Source organism: Pseudoalteromonas sp. G5_S1_14_S5 (assembly GCF_054968605.1).
The window spans coordinates 23,933-41,608 of sequence record NZ_JBQKUM010000046.1; the positions used below are offsets into that span (position 1 = coordinate 23,933).

The following is a 17,676-nucleotide window of genomic DNA, read 5'->3' on the forward strand; positions in this document are numbered from 1 at the left end:
CCAAGGCTCGCTCCCAACCATTTGGGAACAGCAAGTCGCTATGCGCCAACATTTGACACGACAAAAGTCAGGCTCATCGACTTGGCTCTTTTCGTCCTATTTCGAACCAAAAGAGCCACTCAAATCATCATAAATTATGTTGCTACAAACCAGTATGTAAGTAGTTACTCACAAACGTATTCAACAACGTTAAGACCAAAACCACCAAGAGCGTGGTAACGCTTGGTGCTTGAAGACAATAGACGCATATCATGAACGCCTAGATCTTGTAGAATTTGAGAACCGACACCAACGCGACGAGAAGTACCTTGCTTCTTAGCCATGGTTGGTTGCTCGTTCTTGTCTTGAGCTTCGAATGTCTTCACTTTGTGAATCAAAGAATCAGACGACTCTTCGTTGCCCAGAATAACCAGCACACCACCTTCGTCACTAATGCGCTTCATCGCCTTATCTAGCGACCAGCTACGCTCAGTACCACGATCAGAATGAAGCAAATCGGTGAAGGTATCATGTAGGTGAACACGAACCAGTGGCGCTTCACCCGTTAGGTCACCTTTTTGCATTGCGTAGTGGATTTGATTATCGATAGTGTCACGGTAAGTCACGAGCTCAAAGTCACCGAACTCAGTCGGTAGGTGACACTGTGCAACGCGCTCAATCGTGGTTTCTGTGTTGTTACGGTATTCGATCAAGTCAGCAATCGTGCCTAGCTTGATATCGTGCTTTTCAGCAAACACTTCAAGATCAGGGCGACGCGCCATGGTGCCGTCATCATTTAGGATCTCAACAATTACCGACGCAGGCTCACAGCCCGCTAAACGTGCTAAATCACAACCCGCTTCAGTGTGACCTGCGCGAGTTAGAACACCGCCCTCTTGTGCTGTTAGCGGGAAGATGTGACCAGGTTGAACAAGGTCAGCCGCTTTTGCATCTTTCGCAACGGCTGCTTGAACCGTCACTGCGCGATCAGAGGCAGAAATACCCGTGGTTACACCCTCTGCCGCTTCAATCGAAACGGTAAAGTTAGTGGTGTACTGTGCGTTGTTGTCTTGAACCATAGGCGCTAACCCCATGCGGCTTGAACGCTCTTTAGTCAAGGTTAAGCAGATTAAGCCACGGCCGTACATTGCCATGAAATTAATCGCTTCTGGCGTCACATGTTCTGCTGCCATGATCAGATCACCTTCATTTTCGCGATCTTCATCATCCATCAGGATAACCATTTTTCCTAGGCGAATGTCTTCAACAATTTCTTGAGGAGTACTAATTGGCATTGTTCTATATCCTTTGAAATGGTTCTGCTTCCTAGAACCGACACTATTTAAACCTGATGATATTGCTTCTCTCTACAAAGTGACGCTCAGCGCACTTTGTCTCACGATTAGGCAAAACCATTCTGTTGTAAGAATTCCATCGTCAATCGAGATTCAGGTTCAGACTCTTGTTGCTGACCTTGCAGTAGGCGCTCCATGTAGCGCGCTAACACGTCGACTTCTAGATTCACTTTACGACCAACATGGAATTGATCGATGGTGGTTTCTGAAGAGGTATGAGGGACAATCGTCAGCTTAAATGCATTCTTACGTAAATCGTTTACAGTAAGACTAATGCCATCGACAGTTATCGAGCCTTTTTGAGCAACGTACTTTGAGATTTCAGCGGGCATTTCGACCCAGAACTCAATCGCACGGCCTACTTGGTTTCGCTCAACAATTTCGCCCACACCATCTACGTGACCCGATACGATATGACCACCGAAACGTGTCGTCGGTAGCATCGCTTTCTCTAAGTTCACTTTGTCACCCGCTTGGTAATCAACAAAACCCGTTTTTTTCAGGGTCTCAAGTGACAAGTCTGCACTGTAGCTGTGGTCGTTAAATTCGACGACCGTCAAACACACACCATTGGTAGCAATACTATCGCCTAACTGAACGTCGGCCATATCAAGCTTACCAACGTTAACCGTTACGGTAATGTCTTCTCCGCGGGGAGTAATTGCACTCAATGTGCCTACGGCTTCTACAATTCCTGTAAACATTTTAAAACTCTTTTTGTTGTCAACAACATGTATCTAGGCGCGGATTTATTTCCACTATCGTTTCGTTACTGTCGGTTTAGTAATACGGGGTTCGCTACGATGCGAATATCCACACCAACTTGTCGAACATCTTTAATTTCTAAATCAATAACATCAGACATCGAGGTGAGCCCTAACGCGCCCATCAAACCTCTTCCGTCACTGCCCATTATTTTAGGAGCTAAATAAAGGATTAGCTCATCCACCAACTGTGCTTCAACCAAGCTTTTTGCCAGTGTTGCACCCGCTTCGACCCAAATATGGTCGATATGATTAGCAGGTAATTGGCGCATCAGATCATGTAAATCTAGCTGACCTGTATCAGTAGTACCGACTTCAATGTCAGCAGACGCCTCTGCGACTCTTAATACGGCTGTTGGCAATTGGTATAACTTGAGCTCAGGGCGCAGTTGATTTTGACGATCAAGAATCACGCGAACAGGCTGACGTACGTCAGCTTCAGCGTAATGAGCCTGTGCGCTACTTGGTAATTCAGCCCAGCGAACATTAAGTGAAGCGTTATCATCAATTACCGTTTGGCTGGTTGATAATACTGCGCCCGCCTTTGCTCGATAATTTTGAACATCACGACGTGCTGCTGGCGATGTGATCCACTGGCTCTGACCATTTGCTAGTGCCGTTTGCCCATCGAGACTGGCTGCCATCTTAAGCTGAACAAAAGGCATGCCTGTTTGCATACGCTTAATAAATGCTGGGTTCAAGTCCAAAGCATCTTGCTCAAGTAAACCGATTTCAACCTCAATGCCTGCATCACGCAGCATTTTGATACCACGTCCAGCGACTTTCGGGTTTGGATCCTGCATCGCGCAAATGACTTTAGCCACTTGAGCTTTAATCAAGCCCTCGGCACACGGTGGTGTACGACCATAATGAGAACAAGGTTCTAGTGTGACATAAGCCGTCGCACCTTTTGCCTTATCACCCGCCATTCGCATGGCATGCACTTCAGCGTGAGGTTCACCCGCTTTAGCGTGAAAGCCTTCACCAACAATTTGCCCATCGGTTTGTACAATAACACAACCGACATTTGGGTTTGGCGCAGTGGTGTAAATGCCGCGTTTCGCTAAATGGATAGCACGCGACATCATTTGAAAATCTAGGGGAGAAAAGTTAGACATGACTGAGGGATTAATCCTCTAATTTAGCGATTTCTTCGCCAAACTCTCGAATGTCTTCAAAGCTGCGGTAAACAGAAGCAAAACGGATGTACGCGACTTTGTCTAACTCTTTTAATTGGCTCATGACTAGATTACCAATCATTTCGCTTGGAACTTCACGCTCACCTGTTGCACGGAGTTGTGACTTAATATTACTGATAGCAAGTTCGATCGCATCAGCACTCACAGGGCGTTTTTCCAGAGCTCGTTGCACACCACCAACCATTTTATCTTCGTTAAACGGTTCGCGGTTTCCATTCGACTTAATGACTTTCGGCATCACGAGTTCTGCCGATTCGAACGTAGTGAAACGCTCGCTACATGCAAGGCATTGACGGCGACGACGAACCTGATGGCCATCAGCAACCAGTCTTGAATCGATTACTTTAGTGTCGTTCTCTGAACAAAAAGGACAATGCATATCACCTCCAAATAATTGAATATCAGTGTAACGGAATTGCCAAACGTTAGGAAAGAAAAAGGGCCAATTAAGGCCCTTTTGTGTGCTGATTCATTGATTATTGCTACGCGAAAGCAATTTTTAAAATGAGCTGCAGAGTAAAGTTAACGAGAAACATTAACCGCGAACAAGATAATTCGCTTTACCCACCCATTTGTAGCTGGTCAGCTCTTCTAAGCCCATAGGACCACGAGCGTGCAGTTTCTGAGTAGAGACTGCCACTTCTGCGCCTAAACCAAACTGTGCGCCATCAGTAAAGCGAGTTGATGCATTCACGTACACTGCTGCTGAACCTACCGAGTTAATGAAGCGCTCAGAGCTTTCTAAACTATTAGTCATGATCGCATCTGAATGGCTCGCGTTATGCACGCGCATATGGTCAATCGCTTCTGCAACATCCGCAACCACTTTTACACCAAGTGTGTAGCTTAGCCATTCGGTGTCAAAGTCATCTTCACCTGCATCACGCACGTCAGTAAAATCAGCAATAAGTGCCTTCGCGCTTGAGTCAGCTACTAATGTCACTTTCTCCGCAAGACGTGTTTTAAGCTTGCCAAGGAACTCCTCAGCTACCGCTTCATGAACAAGCAAAGTATCTAGTGAGTTACATGCTGATGGGCGTTGTACTTTCGAGTTTTCAACCACATTAACAGACTTCTCAAGATCCGCGCTCTCATCAACGAAAATATGGCTGATACCGAAACCACCAATGATAACCGGAATAGTGCTGTTCTCTTTACACATCTTGTGTAGACCAGCGCCACCACGAGGGATGATCATATCTACATAGTCATCTAGCTTAAGCAACTGAGAAACCAACTCACGATCTGACTTTTCAATGTATTGAACAGAAGCAGCAGGAAGCTCCGCTTTCTCTAGTGCAGACTGGATAACTTTTACCAGTTCCATGTTCGAGAAAAAGGTCTCTTTACCACCACGCAAGATGCTTGCGTTCCCCGTTTTCAGACACAGCGCCGCAATATCAATCGTTACGTTCGGGCGTGCTTCATAGATAACACCAACAACACCAAGCGGTACACGACGACGAGACAGTGACATACCGTTTTCCAGTACTTTGCTGTCGATTTCGCTGCCCACAGGGTCGTTCAGGCTAATAACGTTACGAACGTCGTTAGCGATGCCAGTTAAGCGTTCTTCATTCAAAAGTAGGCGGTCAAGAAGTGCGTCCGTTAAACCCGCTTCGCGGCCCAGTTCGATGTCTTTCGCGTTCGCTTCTAAGATAGCGGCTGCATTTGCTTCTAACTCATCGGCGATGATCGCCAATGCCTTGTTCTTTTGCGCCGTTGATGTGGTCGCTAGGTGAAAAGCAGCTTCTTTTGCTGCGATACCCATGTTAGTTAAATCCACGTTTAACTCTCCCTAAATTCTGTCTGCTTTTGGATGAAAAAGGCGATGCTTACAACCTGCATCTAGTGCAAAAACCAGATGCGCTGTTCATCGCCTTGTCATCTCGAACTATTCTTGGATAACGACAAGATCGTCACGGTGAATGACTTCTGACCCGTAATCGTAACCAAGGGTGTCGCCAATATCTTTACTGTGCTTGCCTGCTATTTTTGCAAGGTCTTGGCTTGAGTAGCTAGCGATACCACGCGCGACTACTTTGCCTTTGCTGTCTGTGACTTGGGTGACTTCACCACGAGAGAACTCGCCTTTAACTCGAACCACCCCTTTTGCCAACAAGCTACTGCCTTTGGTGTTAACGGCATTCACCGCACCATCGTCAACCACGATGTCACCAGCAGAAGCTGGGCCAGCTAAAATCCAACGCTTACGGTTTTCAAGCGCCTCGGCTAACGGCAAGAAACGTGTGCCTTGAGGATTGTCACTCAAAGAGTCAAAAACCACATTTTCAGCACTACCTGCTGCAATAATAACTTCAATACCAGCTCGACGAGCAATATCCGCCGCCTGCAGTTTTGTCGCCATACCACCGGTACCTAAAGTCGTGCCACTACCGCCTGCAATCTTACGCAGCGTGTCATCAATGGTTTTTACTTCTTTGATGAGCTCCGCATTTGGATCTTTGCGAGGGTCTGCAGTAAATAGACCTTTTTGGTCTGTCAGTAGCAAAAGCTTATCAGCGCCACATAAAATACCAACCAGTGCCGACAAGTTATCGTTGTCGCCTACTTTGATTTCGTTGGTCGCTACTGCATCGTTTTCATTCACGACAGGAATAATATCGTGTTCAACGAGTGCGTTGATCGTGTCACGAGCATTCAGAAAACGCTCACGGTCATCGAGATCAGCACGAGTCAGTAGCATCTGGCCGATTTTAAGACCATAGATAGCGAATAAAGACTCCCAAACTTGAATCAACTGACTTTGCCCAACTGCAGCAAGCAACTGTTTGCTCGCCATTGAGTTAGGAAGTGCGGGGTAACCAAGGTGCTCTCGTCCTGCTGCAATTGCGCCAGACGAAACCATTACCACAGAGTGGCCTTGTTTTTTTAATTCAGCACATTGACGAACCAGCTCAACCATATGAGCACGCTCTAATGCCAATGTTCCACCAGTTAAGACACTGGTACCCAGTTTAACAACGACAGTTTTACGCTGCGCTGTTGTCCCGCTTTGATGATTTGTTGTCATGAAGTCTTTTATGGATAAAACAAATAAGAGGTGATGTTTTAGCAATCAACAGGGGAATTCACAAGCAGAAAAGGTGCGAAATCGCACCTTTTTACTTTATATGGAATAGTAACCTTTAAAATCAGACAAATTCGACAGACTCTTCGTCTAATTGGATGCTGATTTCAAACTTACTTTGAAGTTCATCGACCAGTTTTTGGTGGAAGGCTTCTTGAGTTTTAGTGACCTCAGCAACCGCCTTTTTAGGCAAAGGTAATGAATCCCACTTGCCTTCAATGTTGTATTTACCAATATTGTACTTCGCCGAATACCCCTCTTCAGACTTGTCCAACTCCATCCACCAGCCCCAGAACTCACGCTCTTCTGGTGATTTTTTATCGTTCACACATACTGATAAGCAATCAAAAATATAGTGACCTTCTTCTGATTGCGGCTCCCTCAAATATGGCCCAATGGCCTTTAATACGTTTAACAAGCGATAATGTGTTGGTTCTTGTGTCACTTCTGACATATTGAATCTCCATTTTCAATGTTAAGAATGACGTTACTCAGACTGCAATACGTTAAAACCACGCAGTTGGATTTATAAATTTTCTCTGAGTATCAGGTACTTAATCTGTACACTTTTAATGCTTAACTAATTTAGGAGAAATGTCATCTAAATAATTCGTCCTCAAGCCACTTTATCGCTAATTCGAGGGATTGCTCATAACCTTGTGTAATTGATTTCGATTTAATTTTCTTTGCCTTGCCGTAATCACTGTAAATAGCAACCAGTTGGTTATCCATTGGCGGTGACACAGGATCGCCTTCTAAGGCTAACGCTAAGATAGGAACATTGGTTTTGCTGTTCGACAACAGGCCTTGCACCTTCAAAGACCACGCCATCAACTGACCGGAAAGACTATTGATATCGACGGCACCTTTACCTAAGCGAGAAGCCAGCACATCTAGATGCATCTTTGGCATTTTCTTCAACTTATCGGCATGCACAAAGATGTCGTGAATTGGCGCACCAAGAGAGATACACGCTTTGATCTTATGTTGCTCGATAAAAGACAGCCTAACCATCGCATTGCCGCCAAAGCGGAAACCAAACAAGCCCACTTTATAGTGGTCAACCCATGGGATATTTGGCAGCTCATTCAATACTGCCTGATGCAGGCACGAAGAATCTTCAGTTAATGGCCAATGAGAGCTATGCCCTACCGATGGCATATCAACAGTAAGCATTGCAATGTTCTTCGGTGCCAGATAATCCCTAAACAAACGCCACATGTCCGTTTGCAGGCTATCTAAACCTGCACTCACGATCACAACAGGCTGAGGTTTGTCGGTTTTCGCTAAGTGTAGGTTGGCTTTGATTTTCTTGTTCTGGTATGGCACCTCAATCTGCTTAACAATCAGCTTAGTGTGCTTAATCGCTTCAGAATAGGCTGCGTTCGCTAACACTTGGGCCTGGGCCGCCAAGTTATCATTCTTTAGGTGCGGATAACCTGCAATACTGAAACATAAAGAGGCCGAGAACAGCTCTTCAGCCACCTCTTCACCGCTTTTTTCGTTAGAGCGGTTCTGATGCAACATGCCCAACTTGGTCCATTCATAAGCCCAGTTACCACTGCGGTATCCCATCACTGTGTCTAGCCACTCATCGGTAGTACGAGAGTTGTTTGAGGACGCGATTCGAGCCAGTACAGCTTCTTGCTCAATAGGATTCACGCCTTGCCACACCCACTGAAGACGTCTTAGGTTTCGGTACCATGATAAGTTTTGCTGTTCACGCTTCTCATCCAATAACGCTTCAGAGCTTGGCATGTATTGTGTCAGCATTGAGGTCTCTTTGGCCTGCTTGTGTTTTACAAACAAGGTTTCCGAAAGGTTCGAGCTCGTTTCTTCTGGTTCAGACATTGGGGCACTTAATAAGAAATGATTTCCACTAATAATATAAAAAAAAATGACCCTATAAAGGGTCATTTCTCAAAAAACTAAGTTTACACTTATTTTGACTTGCGATTTACTGGCTCAACGTAGCTTAGGCTAGTATCCCAAGGTTGCTCAATCCATGTGTCTTGAGCGATATCAACAATGTACTCGTCTAGTAGGTGAGCGCCAGAAGGCTTAGCACATACAGCGATCAGTTTTGCTTTAGGGTACATCTCGCGAAGCTTACGTGCAGTGTCACCACTATCAACAAGATCTTCAACGATTAGGAAACCCTCGCCGTCACCTTCAGGTGCTTTAACGACAGTCATATCACGTTGGTGATCGTGGTCGTAGCTAGAAATACAAATCGTATCTACGTGACGAATACCCAGTTCACGAGCCAAGATTGCACCAGGAACCAAACCACCACGGCTTACAGCCCAGATACCTTTCCACTGCTCTGCAGGCATTTGCTTTTCTGCTAGTTGACGGCAGTAAGTCTGCATGTTGTCCCAAGTGATAACAAATTTTTTGCTCATAGTATAAAACCTAATAATTTTTCATGTTATTAGAGGCTATGACGAATATAGCCTCTTCAGCGTTTAAGCAGAAATCTAGACGATTAAGCGAAAATGTATTTAAGAATAAAGACTACCGACATGATCCACACAGCAGGTGAAACGTCGCGACCTTTACCACTTAGCAGCTTAATTGCAGCGTAAGCGATGAAACCTAGTGAGATACCCTCAGCAATAGAGTACGTAAGCGGCATAAGTAGACATGTTACCACGACTGGTGCTGCTTCCGTAAGATCACGCCAATCAATGCCAACTAGGCCTGACATCATCAGAATTGCTACATAGAAAAGTGCGCCTGATGTTGCAAACGCCGGAATCATACCTGCAAGTGGCGAGAAGAAAAGAGCAAGAAGGAAAAGTACGCCCACTACAACAGCCGTTAGACCCGTACGCCCCCCTTCAGCAACGCCTGAAACACTCTCTACATACGAAGTTGTGTTAGATGTACCTAGAAGTGCACCGATAGACGTTGCTGTTGAGTCAGCAAGCAGTGCTTTGTTCAGACGGGGTAGTTTACCATCTTCTTTGATTAGATTTGCTTTTGTCGCAACGCCAACTAGGGTGCCCGCTGTATCGAATAAGTCGACAAATAGGAAAGCAAAGACAACAGAGATCATACCGATTTCAAATACTGCAGAGAAATCAAGCTGCATAAAAGTCGGAGCAAGGCTTGGTGGTGTAGACATGATGCCGCCGTACTGAACGTCACCAATGATAATGCCAAGAGCTGTAATAGCTAGAATTGCAATCATTACTGCGCCTTTCACACCGCGGTGTACAAGAGCAATAGTAAGGAAGAAACCAAGAGCACCAAGGATAGGAGCAATAGCAGTAATGTCACCAAGTGATACTTTTGTTGCAGGGTTAGAAACCACGATGCCCGCATTGCTAAGCGCAATAAATGCTAGAAAAAGACCGATACCCGCAGAGATACCTACACGCAAAGACATAGGAATCGAGTTGATAATCCATTCACGAATCTTAAAGATGCTCAAGAAAATGAAGATCACACCCGAAACAAACACTGCCGCTAGAGCAACTTGCCACGTGTAACCCATGCCCATCACAACCGCGTAGGTAAAGAAGGCATTCAGGCCCATACCTGGAGCTTGAGCAATTGGGTAGTTAGCAACAAAGCCCATGATGAAACAGCCAATAGCAGCCGCTAAACAGGTTGCTACAAATACAGCGCCGTGGTCCATACCAGCATCAGCTAGGATCATTGGGTTTACAAAAATGATGTAAGCCATTGTTAGGAAGGTTGTTAGACCTGCGATGATTTCAGTGCGCACATTGGTGCCGTTTTCACTGAGTTTGAATAGCTTTTCGAACATTATCGAATCCTATAAGGGTAAAAGTAAACGGTTGCGTAATCGATTGGTTTTGGATTATAAAGTTATCAAATAACAAATTCCAGATAGAATTAAGGCTCTAAATAATATTTGTCAGAATGACGTATGAAACCAAGCGATTAAAAATCACATCAAAAAATAAAAATACATATTAAAAACAACAGACTAAAAACAATTTAACGGTCGCATTTATTTGATTGCTTTTTCAACCATCAGTTATTTTCATTAAGAAACTGGCGCTAAATTTGCCAATTAAAACCCACAAGAGTTGTCCGATTTTCAACAGAATCGGTAATAAGACTCAAATTGACATTTTTCTGTTTAAAAAACAACCGACCATAGTCGTAAATAGATGATGAATCACAGCTGGAGATAAAGTAGCAGGCAAAAAAAACGCCACTCAAAAATGAGTGGCGGTAGAATCTGTCAACCAAGAGGGTTGTAAGAGAATTCCAATATATAGGGGTGAACAAAACTGTTCGAGTTACATGCTTACGGTATTAGTAGCCGAAGCTTGTAGGGTATGCAAAGTTGCTAGTGTAAACAGAGTTGTTAAGCCAGAACATTACAGATGGTAAACCTTTCATAACTATCACCTTAATAAATCAATAAAAAACGAATTTGATTTCTCGGTTCCTTGGAGGCGATAAACGGACTCATCCTTTGAGCATTTACTCTTCACTTCAGAAGTTGGTTATAAATATACTTCAAAGAAAAAAGATTACAAGCATTTTTTGCTTAAGGTCACACTTTTAGCCGATAAAGGTTATTTTACAAACTTAAAAATGTAATTAAATTACACGGCAAGTTTAAATAAACGTTTGCCTGCTTCTTTTATAAGCATCAAGGCGCTTAAGAAAGATCAAATGAACAGGATGGCGTTCAAAATTTGAAGGATTTAAGGTTTATAAGCGCTACTCGTGAAAACGGTCTAGTGGTATGCTGTCAGCATCAAAACAGACCTATATTTTAGTTTTTTGTTCTATTTTTATACCCATAGAAACTCTAAATATATGGTTATCAAATAAAAAAGGAGTCATCCGTGTCTGAATTCCATTCTGAGATCAGTAAATTATCCCCTGCCCCTCTTTGGCAGTTCTTCGATAAGATTTGCTCAATCCCACACCCTTCAAAGCATGAAGAGGAGCTTGCTCAATACATTATTGCTTGGGCGACAGAGCAAGGCCTAGATGTACGCCGTGATCCAACGGGTAACGTATTCATCAAAAAGCCTGCGACGCCAGGTATGGAAAACAAAAAAGGTGTTGTGCTGCAAGCTCACATCGACATGGTTCCACAAAAGAACGAAGATACGGTTCACGACTTCACTAAAGATCCAATCCAACCGTACATCGACGGTGAGTGGGTTACTGCAAAAGGCACAACACTTGGCGCAGATAACGGCATGGGTATGTCATCATGCTTGGCGGTTCTTGCATCAAGTGAAATCAAGCACGGCCCTATCGAAGTTCTCCTAACAGTAGACGAAGAAGCAGGTATGACAGGTGCGTTCGGTCTTGAAGCGGGTTGGTTAGAAGGTGACATCCTTCTTAACACCGATTCAGAGCAAGAAGGCGAAGTGTACATGGGTTGTGCTGGCGGTATCGACGGCGCGATGACATTTGACGTTGCTCGTACTGCAATCCCAGCAGGTTTCGTGACTCGTAAGCTAACGCTTAAAGGTCTTAAAGGCGGCCACTCAGGTTGTGATATTCACACAGGTCGTGCAAACGCGAACAAACTGCTTGCTCGCTTCCTAGCGGGTCACGCGAAAGAGCTAGACCTACGCCTCGTAGAATTCAAAGGTGGCAGCCTACGTAACGCAATTCCTCGTGAAGGTTTCGTTACCGTTGCTGTTCCAGCGGCAAACCAAGAGAAACTGGCTTCGCTATACAACTACTACACAGAGCTACTTTCTACAGAGCTAGGTAAAGTAGAAGACAGCATCGTGACTTTCAACGAAGAAGCTTCAGTTGAAATGGGCGCACTTGCAGCTGCTGACCAAGCTCGCTTCATCGCAGCACTTAACGCGGCGCCAAACGGCGTGATTCGTATGAGTGATGAGATTGAAGGTGTTGTTGAGACATCTCTGAACGTGGGTGTTATCACGACAGAAGAGAACTCAATCACTGTACTTTGCCTAATTCGCTCTCTGATCGACTCTGGCCGTAGCCAAGTTGAAAGCATGCTTCACTCTGTAGCAGAGCTTGCTGGTGCGAGCATCGAATTCTCTGGCGCTTACCCAGGTTGGAAGCCAGACGCAGATTCAGAAATCATGCACATCTTCCGCGACATGTACGAAGGTATCTACGGTAACAAGCCAAACATCATGGTTATCCATGCTGGTCTTGAGTGTGGTCTATTCAAAGAACCTTACCCGAACATGGACATGGTTTCTTTCGGTCCAACTATCAAGTTCCCTCACTCTCCAGATGAGAAAGTGAAGATTGATACGGTTGAACTATTCTGGAACCAAATGGTTGCGCTGCTAGAAGCAATCCCAGAAAAAGCATAATTCGAACCATTATGTTTTCGATAGATAGGGTTTCGCGGTAAGTACTATTCATCGGCACAAAATAAAACAGGTACTCAATGAGTACCTGTTTTTGTATCTAAGCTTTACGATCAGCTAAGACATTAAGCGCGTGAAGCTGCATAGCTCTTTAGCTCATCAATTGAAGTTTGTTCAACCACTTCACCATCGATGAAGTACGTTACCATCTCGCCGTCACGAACACCGATTAGTGTCGGTCGCTCACCAGATTGGTAAGTGATGTCCATTTGGATAGTGCTTTCATCAATCTGCTGTATCTGACCTTTTTCTATCATATTTATATTAGTGATTGGGCCTACAGGTGCTTCCGTTAGTGGGGTGCTACCTGTCCAGAATTCTAGAGAGTAAAATACTAGGTAGTCTGCTGCAACCGTTAGACCGTATGCCGGTGCCAGCAGCAAGTTTAAACCGCCACGTGCATAACGGTTATCAACAGCTTTAATAGTTGAATTTCATTAGGTAACCGGTTACTGCGTTGCTACCAACACAGCCAGATAAAGCAACAGAGACCACTGCAAGTGCTACAACTTTTGACATTGTTTTTTTTCATTTTCATCTCAATATTTGCAATTGGCCGCCAGAAAATGGCGATGGATAATAGCAAGTGCCAAAAACAAAATTATCAGAGTTAAATCAATAAATTGCCAGAAACCTTACAAATAACAGGTGCATTCCAAACAGGCCGCCATCCATGGAATACCGTTCCCGATACGCCTCCACAAAAAAGTTTTGTCGTTACCGTAAAGCGATTGATTCGTACTAAAAATCAACGATTGCTACATTCCGTGTTAACGAATTATCACCATGTTGAGAACAACCTAAATGGCAAGACTAAAACCTAATCAACCATTCGAATTACTTGGTTCTACTGTTCAGCCAGGACAGCGAATGGAGATTGAACTGCAAGCAGCTCAGCTTTACACGCACTCTCCACTTTCGATCCCGATTGAAATCATTCACGGTCGCCAAGCAGGTCCAACACTGATGGTAAACGCTGCGATTCACGGTGATGAGTTAAATGGTGTTGAGATTGCACGCCAGCTCACCAATGCGATTGATCCTAAGAAATTGAAAGGGACATTGATTGTCGTGCCGATCGTTAACGTATTCGGCTTCATTCATAAGTCTCGTTACCTACCAGACCGTCGCGACCTAAACCGTTGCTTCCCTGGTAGTGAGAAAGGATCGCTAACATCGCGTATCGCTTACACTTTCTTCGAGAACGTGGCTAAGCACTGTGATTTCATTCTGGATCTACACACGGGCGCGATTCACCGTACGAACTTGCCACAAATTCGTGCAAACCTTTCGAACCCAGAAACCATGCGTATCGCAAAAGCGTTCGCGACACCAGTGATCATCGACTCACCACTGCGTGATGGTTCACTGCGAAGCGAAGCGGAAAAGTTAGGTATTCCAGTCCTGACATACGAAGGTGGTGAGGCGCTGCGTTTTGATCATCTAGCGATTCGCGCGGGTTACCTTGGCGTGCATCAGGTGATGAAAGAAATCGGTATGCTGCGTCCTAACCGAAAAAAGTTGCCAGAGCCTGTGTTGAGTAAATCCACCAGCTGGATCCGCGCGGAATCAGACGGTATTTTGCGTAACATCGTAAGACTTGGCGAACAAGTTGAAGCAGGACAAACCCTTGCTTACATCAGTTCACCATTAGGTCACCAAGAAGGCCAAGTGATCACAACCAAAGGCGGTATCGTGATTGGTCAACAAACTCTACCTTTGGTAAACGAAGGTGATGCTGTGTTCCATATTGCTTACTTTAAGCAAGACGATGAAGAAGTAGGACAATCAGTAGAAAGCTACATTGAAGAAGTAGCAGAAGACGATTGGCTAACTGCGCTGAATAACTGATCAGGCAATGCTAAAAAGTTTAATAGCTCGACGCTAAAAGCGAGAAGCCAAAACAGTGCTCTTAAACACAATAAAACAGAACTCCACAAACTAAAAAGCCCCAATATACTTTTAACTAGAAAGAGAAAAGTTATATCGGGGCTTTTTTTACAAATCCCTTATCTTAAAATTAAGGGATCTATAAATTAATCATGCACTGAATTACTCAGCGTCTTCTTGCTCTTCTGCACGAGCTTTAGCGCGCGCTTCACGTGCTTGCTCAGCTTTAAGCTCTTTAGTGTGACGTAGTTCGTCACGCTCTTTACGCTGCTCTGATTTACGCTCGTTACGTTCAGCTTGGTTAGCGATGAAAGATGCTAGCTCTTTCTCTGCCCACTCTTGTGCTAGAGCTTCAGTTTCGAAACCAGACTCACGCTTAGATACTGTAGTGCTACGAGACGTTACTTGACGAGTAATCTCTGCACACCAACCGTTGCGTTTTTCTGTAAGGCGGATATCAAATTTTTTGTTCTTAGACATGTTCTATTTTTTCCTAAGGGAGATCATTAAGGGATCGGTCAACTTTGATAACTCCATCTAAGTGAGCATCATTTAACACCATCCCTTGGTAAGCGCGGTATTAGAGCACAAATCAATGAATATTGCTGCAAATATTTGCAGCGGATCACACTCCAATGCTGCAAATCGTTTACGCTTGATTTCTGTTAGTTCATAACTTCCAATTCATCATCAATTTCTGCCCTGTTTTATCGACAACAATGAAATGAACTATGCTCAAACAGAGACAAATGAAAGAGATACCTGCTTGCTCAGGTTTATAGACTCTACTGCCTCACCTACTCCGCCCATAATTAAAATAGCTAAGGAGTTGCTATGGATAGCTTCATCAAACATTTACCGAAGGTTGAGCTGCACTTACACATAGAAGGTACATTAGAACCAGAGCTGATGTTCGAGCTCGCCAAGCGTAATAACGTGTCGATTCCCTTTGAGACCCCTGACCAAATACGAGAGGCGTACCAGTTCCACAATCTTCAATCCTTTCTCGACATCTACTATCAAGGTGCTAACGTACTGATTCATGAGCAAGATTTCTACGATCTGACGTGGGCTTATCTGTTGAAGTGCCAGCAAGATAATGTGATTCATACTGAGATCTTTTTTGACCCTCAAACTCACACTGAACGCGGCATTGCCTTTGAAGTCATCGTCGGCGGGATCACTCGAGCTTTGAATCAAGCGGAGCAAGAGCTTGGTATCAGCAGCCAGCTGATCATGTGTTTTCTGCGTCATCTCGATGAAGACAGCGCTTTTGAAACACTCAAACAAGCCCTTCCCTATAAAGATGAGATCATTGCCATTGGGCTAGATTCATCAGAACAGGGAAATCCGCCAGAGAAGTTTAAACATGTATTTCGAGAAGCGATCAACCAAGGATTTCTGACTGTCGCGCACGCCGGAGAAGAAGGCCCTGCGCAAAATATTATCGACGCTCTGAGCTTGCTAAGCATTGCCCGAATTGATCATGGCGTTCGCTGTGTAGAAGATGAAGAGCTGATGGAGCAGCTAATAGCCAAACGCACACCGCTGACGGTCTGCCCACTGTCGAATACTAAGCTCAAGGTCTTCGACACCATGCAAGAGCACAACATCGTCGAGCTGTTGAGAAAAGGGCTGTGCGTCACCATCAATTCCGATGATCCCGCTTACTTCGGCGGCTATATGAATGATAACTTCCTCGCCGTCGCCAATGCTCACCCAGTGACGAAAAATGAATTAGTGCAATTCAGTATTAATGCCATCGAAGCCAGTTTCATCTCGCCTCACGCCAAAGAAGATCTCACTACACAGGTACGCCAATACCTTTCAGCAAATACTTAATGAGTTATGAAGATCAAAAAGGGAAGCTCAGCGCTTCCCTTTCAGTATGGGTAGATAACCAATTAGCTTAGCCCGGGTGACCATCCACTCTTGGTGTTAATAGCATCATGCCGAACTTCCAGATAAATAGCCCAAATGCTAACGTCCATAAACCCGCACTGATGTTGACCATCTCAAATAAATACGCCGGAAAGAAGATCACCCCTAAACTACGTACTAGCGCCGCGATAAAAATAGCCGAGAACGCCAAAGCCATACTTGGCCCTTTATAGATAGCACGACCGGTGTGTCCCATCGTCACGCGTGTAATCATCGCAAGAATTAACCCACTCAGACCACCAATCGCAAACAAGTGCAGCATATTGTGACTCGCAAACGGGTTGTCTAACAGACCACGAAGCAGCAAGCTTAGAGGGATACATAGGTAAGCCGCATGCAGCGACCACACCAAAGGCTTAGACAAAGTTGTCCAAGGCTTCCAGCGGATAAAGCGTACCAATTGGGTTACACCTGAAAATACCATCAACTCATTACCGACTTGAGCAAAGGTCAATGGGAAGAAGCTCAACACAAATAAGCCAACCAAAGGTAGATTCGCTAGCCATTCCAACCAAACTAAGGGTTGAGCTTTTTCAAAATCAAAACGACGTACCGTGAAGAATGGAATCACTCGTCCGCCCATTACAGACAGCAACAGGTAAACCACCACAACATCGCTTGCCATACCGCTGATGAAGGAAATGGAGGCATCCCTTTAACGGTCGCGTAACTAGAAAAGTTCGCCACGATAGCCAATATAAACAGTGGTACAAAGAACAGGTTCTTCCAGCCTTTCGACTTCACGACACGAAAACCAATTTCGTAGGCGGCGAAGATTAAGAACAACGCCTCAACCGACGAGATAAACCATAACGGAGCAGGTGTCCAAAACAGAATACGAGGTGCGATCCATAAGCCAACAAGGGCAGCCAACCGATAGTGCTTGGTTCCGTTGACACCCGTCCACGTTTGTACCGCCGTTAACACAAAACCGACCACTATCGCCATTGAGAAACCAAACAGCATTTCGTGTACGTGCCACCAAAGCGCCGGTACTTTTAGCATTTCTGGCTGACCGTTTTGGAACATGATGACCCAGTAAGCGTTCACCAGGATAGTTTGATTTATTAAAAAGGACGGGTACGCCTC

Annotated in this window: 16 protein-coding genes and 1 pseudogene; 3 read left to right on the forward strand and 14 right to left on the reverse strand. The window is 44.7% G+C overall.

The window, feature by feature from the left end:
• Window positions 1-164: 164 nt before the first annotated feature.
• From ribBA to vcdP, 11 genes are all read right to left on the reverse strand, one after another.
• Complete coding sequence (gene ribBA / locus ACTRWI_RS14445) at window positions 165-1,274, reverse strand: bifunctional 3,4-dihydroxy-2-butanone-4-phosphate synthase/GTP cyclohydrolase II (protein ID WP_499132338.1); 1,110 nt, start codon at window positions 1,272-1,274, stop codon at window positions 165-167.
• Window positions 1,275-1,381: 107 nt separating this feature from the next.
• The gene (locus ACTRWI_RS14450) at window positions 1,382-2,038 is read right to left on the reverse strand and encodes a riboflavin synthase (RefSeq protein WP_008218644.1); all 657 of its coding nucleotides are present in this window, start codon (window positions 2,036-2,038) and stop codon (window positions 1,382-1,384) included.
• Window positions 2,039-2,103: 65 nt separating this feature from the next.
• On the reverse strand, window positions 2,104-3,216 hold the full coding sequence (ribD, locus tag ACTRWI_RS14455) for a bifunctional diaminohydroxyphosphoribosylaminopyrimidine deaminase/5-amino-6-(5-phosphoribosylamino)uracil reductase RibD (RefSeq protein WP_499132340.1): 1,113 nt from the start codon (window positions 3,214-3,216) through the stop codon (window positions 2,104-2,106).
• Window positions 3,217-3,226: 10 nt separating this feature from the next.
• The gene (gene nrdR, locus ACTRWI_RS14460; RefSeq protein ID WP_008218648.1) at window positions 3,227-3,676 is read right to left on the reverse strand and encodes a transcriptional regulator NrdR; all 450 of its coding nucleotides are present in this window, start codon (window positions 3,674-3,676) and stop codon (window positions 3,227-3,229) included.
• 156 nt (window positions 3,677-3,832) lie between these two features.
• The gene (locus ACTRWI_RS14465) at window positions 3,833-5,083 is read right to left on the reverse strand and encodes a glutamate-5-semialdehyde dehydrogenase (protein ID WP_499132342.1); all 1,251 of its coding nucleotides are present in this window, start codon (window positions 5,081-5,083) and stop codon (window positions 3,833-3,835) included.
• A gap of 108 nt (window positions 5,084-5,191) precedes the next feature.
• Entirely contained in the window at window positions 5,192-6,331 is a 1,140-nt protein-coding gene (gene proB, locus ACTRWI_RS14470; protein WP_499132343.1) for a glutamate 5-kinase, read from the reverse strand.
• Between the two features lie 121 nt (window positions 6,332-6,452).
• Window positions 6,453-6,842: a sigma factor-binding protein Crl gene (crl, locus tag ACTRWI_RS14475; RefSeq protein WP_499132344.1), complete on the reverse strand. Its 390-nt coding sequence runs from the start codon at window positions 6,840-6,842 to the stop codon at window positions 6,453-6,455.
• Window positions 6,843-6,985: 143 nt separating this feature from the next.
• Complete coding sequence (gene frsA / locus ACTRWI_RS14480) at window positions 6,986-8,239, reverse strand: esterase FrsA (RefSeq protein ID WP_499132346.1); 1,254 nt, start codon at window positions 8,237-8,239, stop codon at window positions 6,986-6,988.
• An 89-nt stretch (window positions 8,240-8,328) separates the two neighbouring features.
• A complete protein-coding gene (gene gpt, locus ACTRWI_RS14485; RefSeq protein ID WP_499132347.1) occupies window positions 8,329-8,793 on the reverse strand; it encodes a xanthine phosphoribosyltransferase in 465 nt (154 codons plus the stop codon).
• Window positions 8,794-8,876: 83 nt separating this feature from the next.
• Window positions 8,877-10,166 carry an NCS2 family permease gene (locus tag ACTRWI_RS14490; protein ID WP_499132348.1) on the reverse strand — a complete coding sequence of 430 codons (1,290 nt, stop codon included), beginning with the start codon at window positions 10,164-10,166 and terminating at the stop codon, window positions 8,877-8,879.
• A gap of 518 nt (window positions 10,167-10,684) precedes the next feature.
• Window positions 10,685-10,771, reverse strand: coding sequence for a small protein VcdP (gene vcdP / locus ACTRWI_RS14495; protein WP_499132357.1), 87 nt, complete (start codon window positions 10,769-10,771; stop codon window positions 10,685-10,687).
• A 455-nt stretch (window positions 10,772-11,226) separates the two neighbouring features.
• Between vcdP and ACTRWI_RS14500 the strand changes: the two genes are divergently transcribed.
• Window positions 11,227-12,699: an aminoacyl-histidine dipeptidase gene (locus ACTRWI_RS14500; protein WP_499132350.1), complete on the forward strand. Its 1,473-nt coding sequence runs from the start codon at window positions 11,227-11,229 to the stop codon at window positions 12,697-12,699.
• Between the two features lie 122 nt (window positions 12,700-12,821).
• On the opposite strand, the gene ACTRWI_RS14505 is transcribed toward ACTRWI_RS14500, so the two are convergent.
• Window positions 12,822-13,139 (reverse strand): DUF3332 family protein, encoded by a 318-nt coding sequence (locus ACTRWI_RS14505; RefSeq protein ID WP_499132351.1) that lies wholly within the window; start codon window positions 13,137-13,139, stop codon window positions 12,822-12,824.
• Window positions 13,140-13,560: 421 nt separating this feature from the next.
• Here ACTRWI_RS14505 and ACTRWI_RS14510 point away from each other — a divergent pair, with 421 nt between their 5' ends.
• The gene (locus ACTRWI_RS14510; RefSeq protein WP_499132353.1) at window positions 13,561-14,607 is read left to right on the forward strand and encodes a succinylglutamate desuccinylase/aspartoacylase family protein; all 1,047 of its coding nucleotides are present in this window, start codon (window positions 13,561-13,563) and stop codon (window positions 14,605-14,607) included.
• Window positions 14,608-14,808: 201 nt separating this feature from the next.
• Here the strand turns inward: ACTRWI_RS14510 and ACTRWI_RS14515 are convergent, their stop codons facing one another.
• A complete protein-coding gene (locus ACTRWI_RS14515; protein WP_017056240.1) occupies window positions 14,809-15,126 on the reverse strand; it encodes a DUF3622 domain-containing protein in 318 nt (105 codons plus the stop codon).
• A 354-nt stretch (window positions 15,127-15,480) separates the two neighbouring features.
• On the opposite strand from ACTRWI_RS14515, the gene ACTRWI_RS14520 reads away from it, so the two are divergent.
• Window positions 15,481-16,488 (forward strand): adenosine deaminase, encoded by a 1,008-nt coding sequence (locus tag ACTRWI_RS14520; protein ID WP_499132355.1) that lies wholly within the window; start codon window positions 15,481-15,483, stop codon window positions 16,486-16,488.
• Window positions 16,489-16,555: 67 nt separating this feature from the next.
• Here ACTRWI_RS14520 and ACTRWI_RS14525 read toward each other — a convergent pair.
• Window positions 16,556-17,616, reverse strand: a pseudogene (locus tag ACTRWI_RS14525) (NnrS family protein).
• Window positions 17,617-17,676: the final 60 nt, after the last annotated feature.

Bases quoted from the DNA above. Each gene is read 5' to 3' on its own strand.
- ACTRWI_RS14520 (WP_499132355.1), top strand. From the start codon at position 15,481: ATGGATAGCTTCATCAAACATTTACCGAAGGTTGAGCTGCACTTACAC.
- ribD (WP_499132340.1), bottom strand. From the start codon at position 3,216: ATGTCTAACTTTTCTCCCCTAGATTTTCAAATGATGTCGCGTGCTATC.
- proB (WP_499132343.1), bottom strand. From the start codon at position 6,331: ATGACAACAAATCATCAAAGCGGGACAACAGCGCAGCGTAAAACTGTC.
- crl (WP_499132344.1), bottom strand. From the start codon at position 6,842: ATGTCAGAAGTGACACAAGAACCAACACATTATCGCTTGTTAAACGTA.
- ACTRWI_RS14450 (WP_008218644.1), bottom strand. From the start codon at position 2,038: ATGTTTACAGGAATTGTAGAAGCCGTAGGCACATTGAGTGCAATTACT.
- ACTRWI_RS14490 (WP_499132348.1), bottom strand. From the start codon at position 10,166: ATGTTCGAAAAGCTATTCAAACTCAGTGAAAACGGCACCAATGTGCGC.
- ACTRWI_RS14510 (WP_499132353.1), top strand. From the start codon at position 13,561: ATGGCAAGACTAAAACCTAATCAACCATTCGAATTACTTGGTTCTACT.
- nrdR (WP_008218648.1), bottom strand. From the start codon at position 3,676: ATGCATTGTCCTTTTTGTTCAGAGAACGACACTAAAGTAATCGATTCA.
- frsA (WP_499132346.1), bottom strand. From the start codon at position 8,239: ATGTCTGAACCAGAAGAAACGAGCTCGAACCTTTCGGAAACCTTGTTT.
- vcdP (WP_499132357.1), bottom strand. From the start codon at position 10,771: ATGAAAGGTTTACCATCTGTAATGTTCTGGCTTAACAACTCTGTTTAC.
- ribBA (WP_499132338.1), bottom strand. From the start codon at position 1,274: ATGCCAATTAGTACTCCTCAAGAAATTGTTGAAGACATTCGCCTAGGA.
- ACTRWI_RS14515 (WP_017056240.1), bottom strand. From the start codon at position 15,126: ATGTCTAAGAACAAAAAATTTGATATCCGCCTTACAGAAAAACGCAAC.
- gpt (WP_499132347.1), bottom strand. From the start codon at position 8,793: ATGAGCAAAAAATTTGTTATCACTTGGGACAACATGCAGACTTACTGC.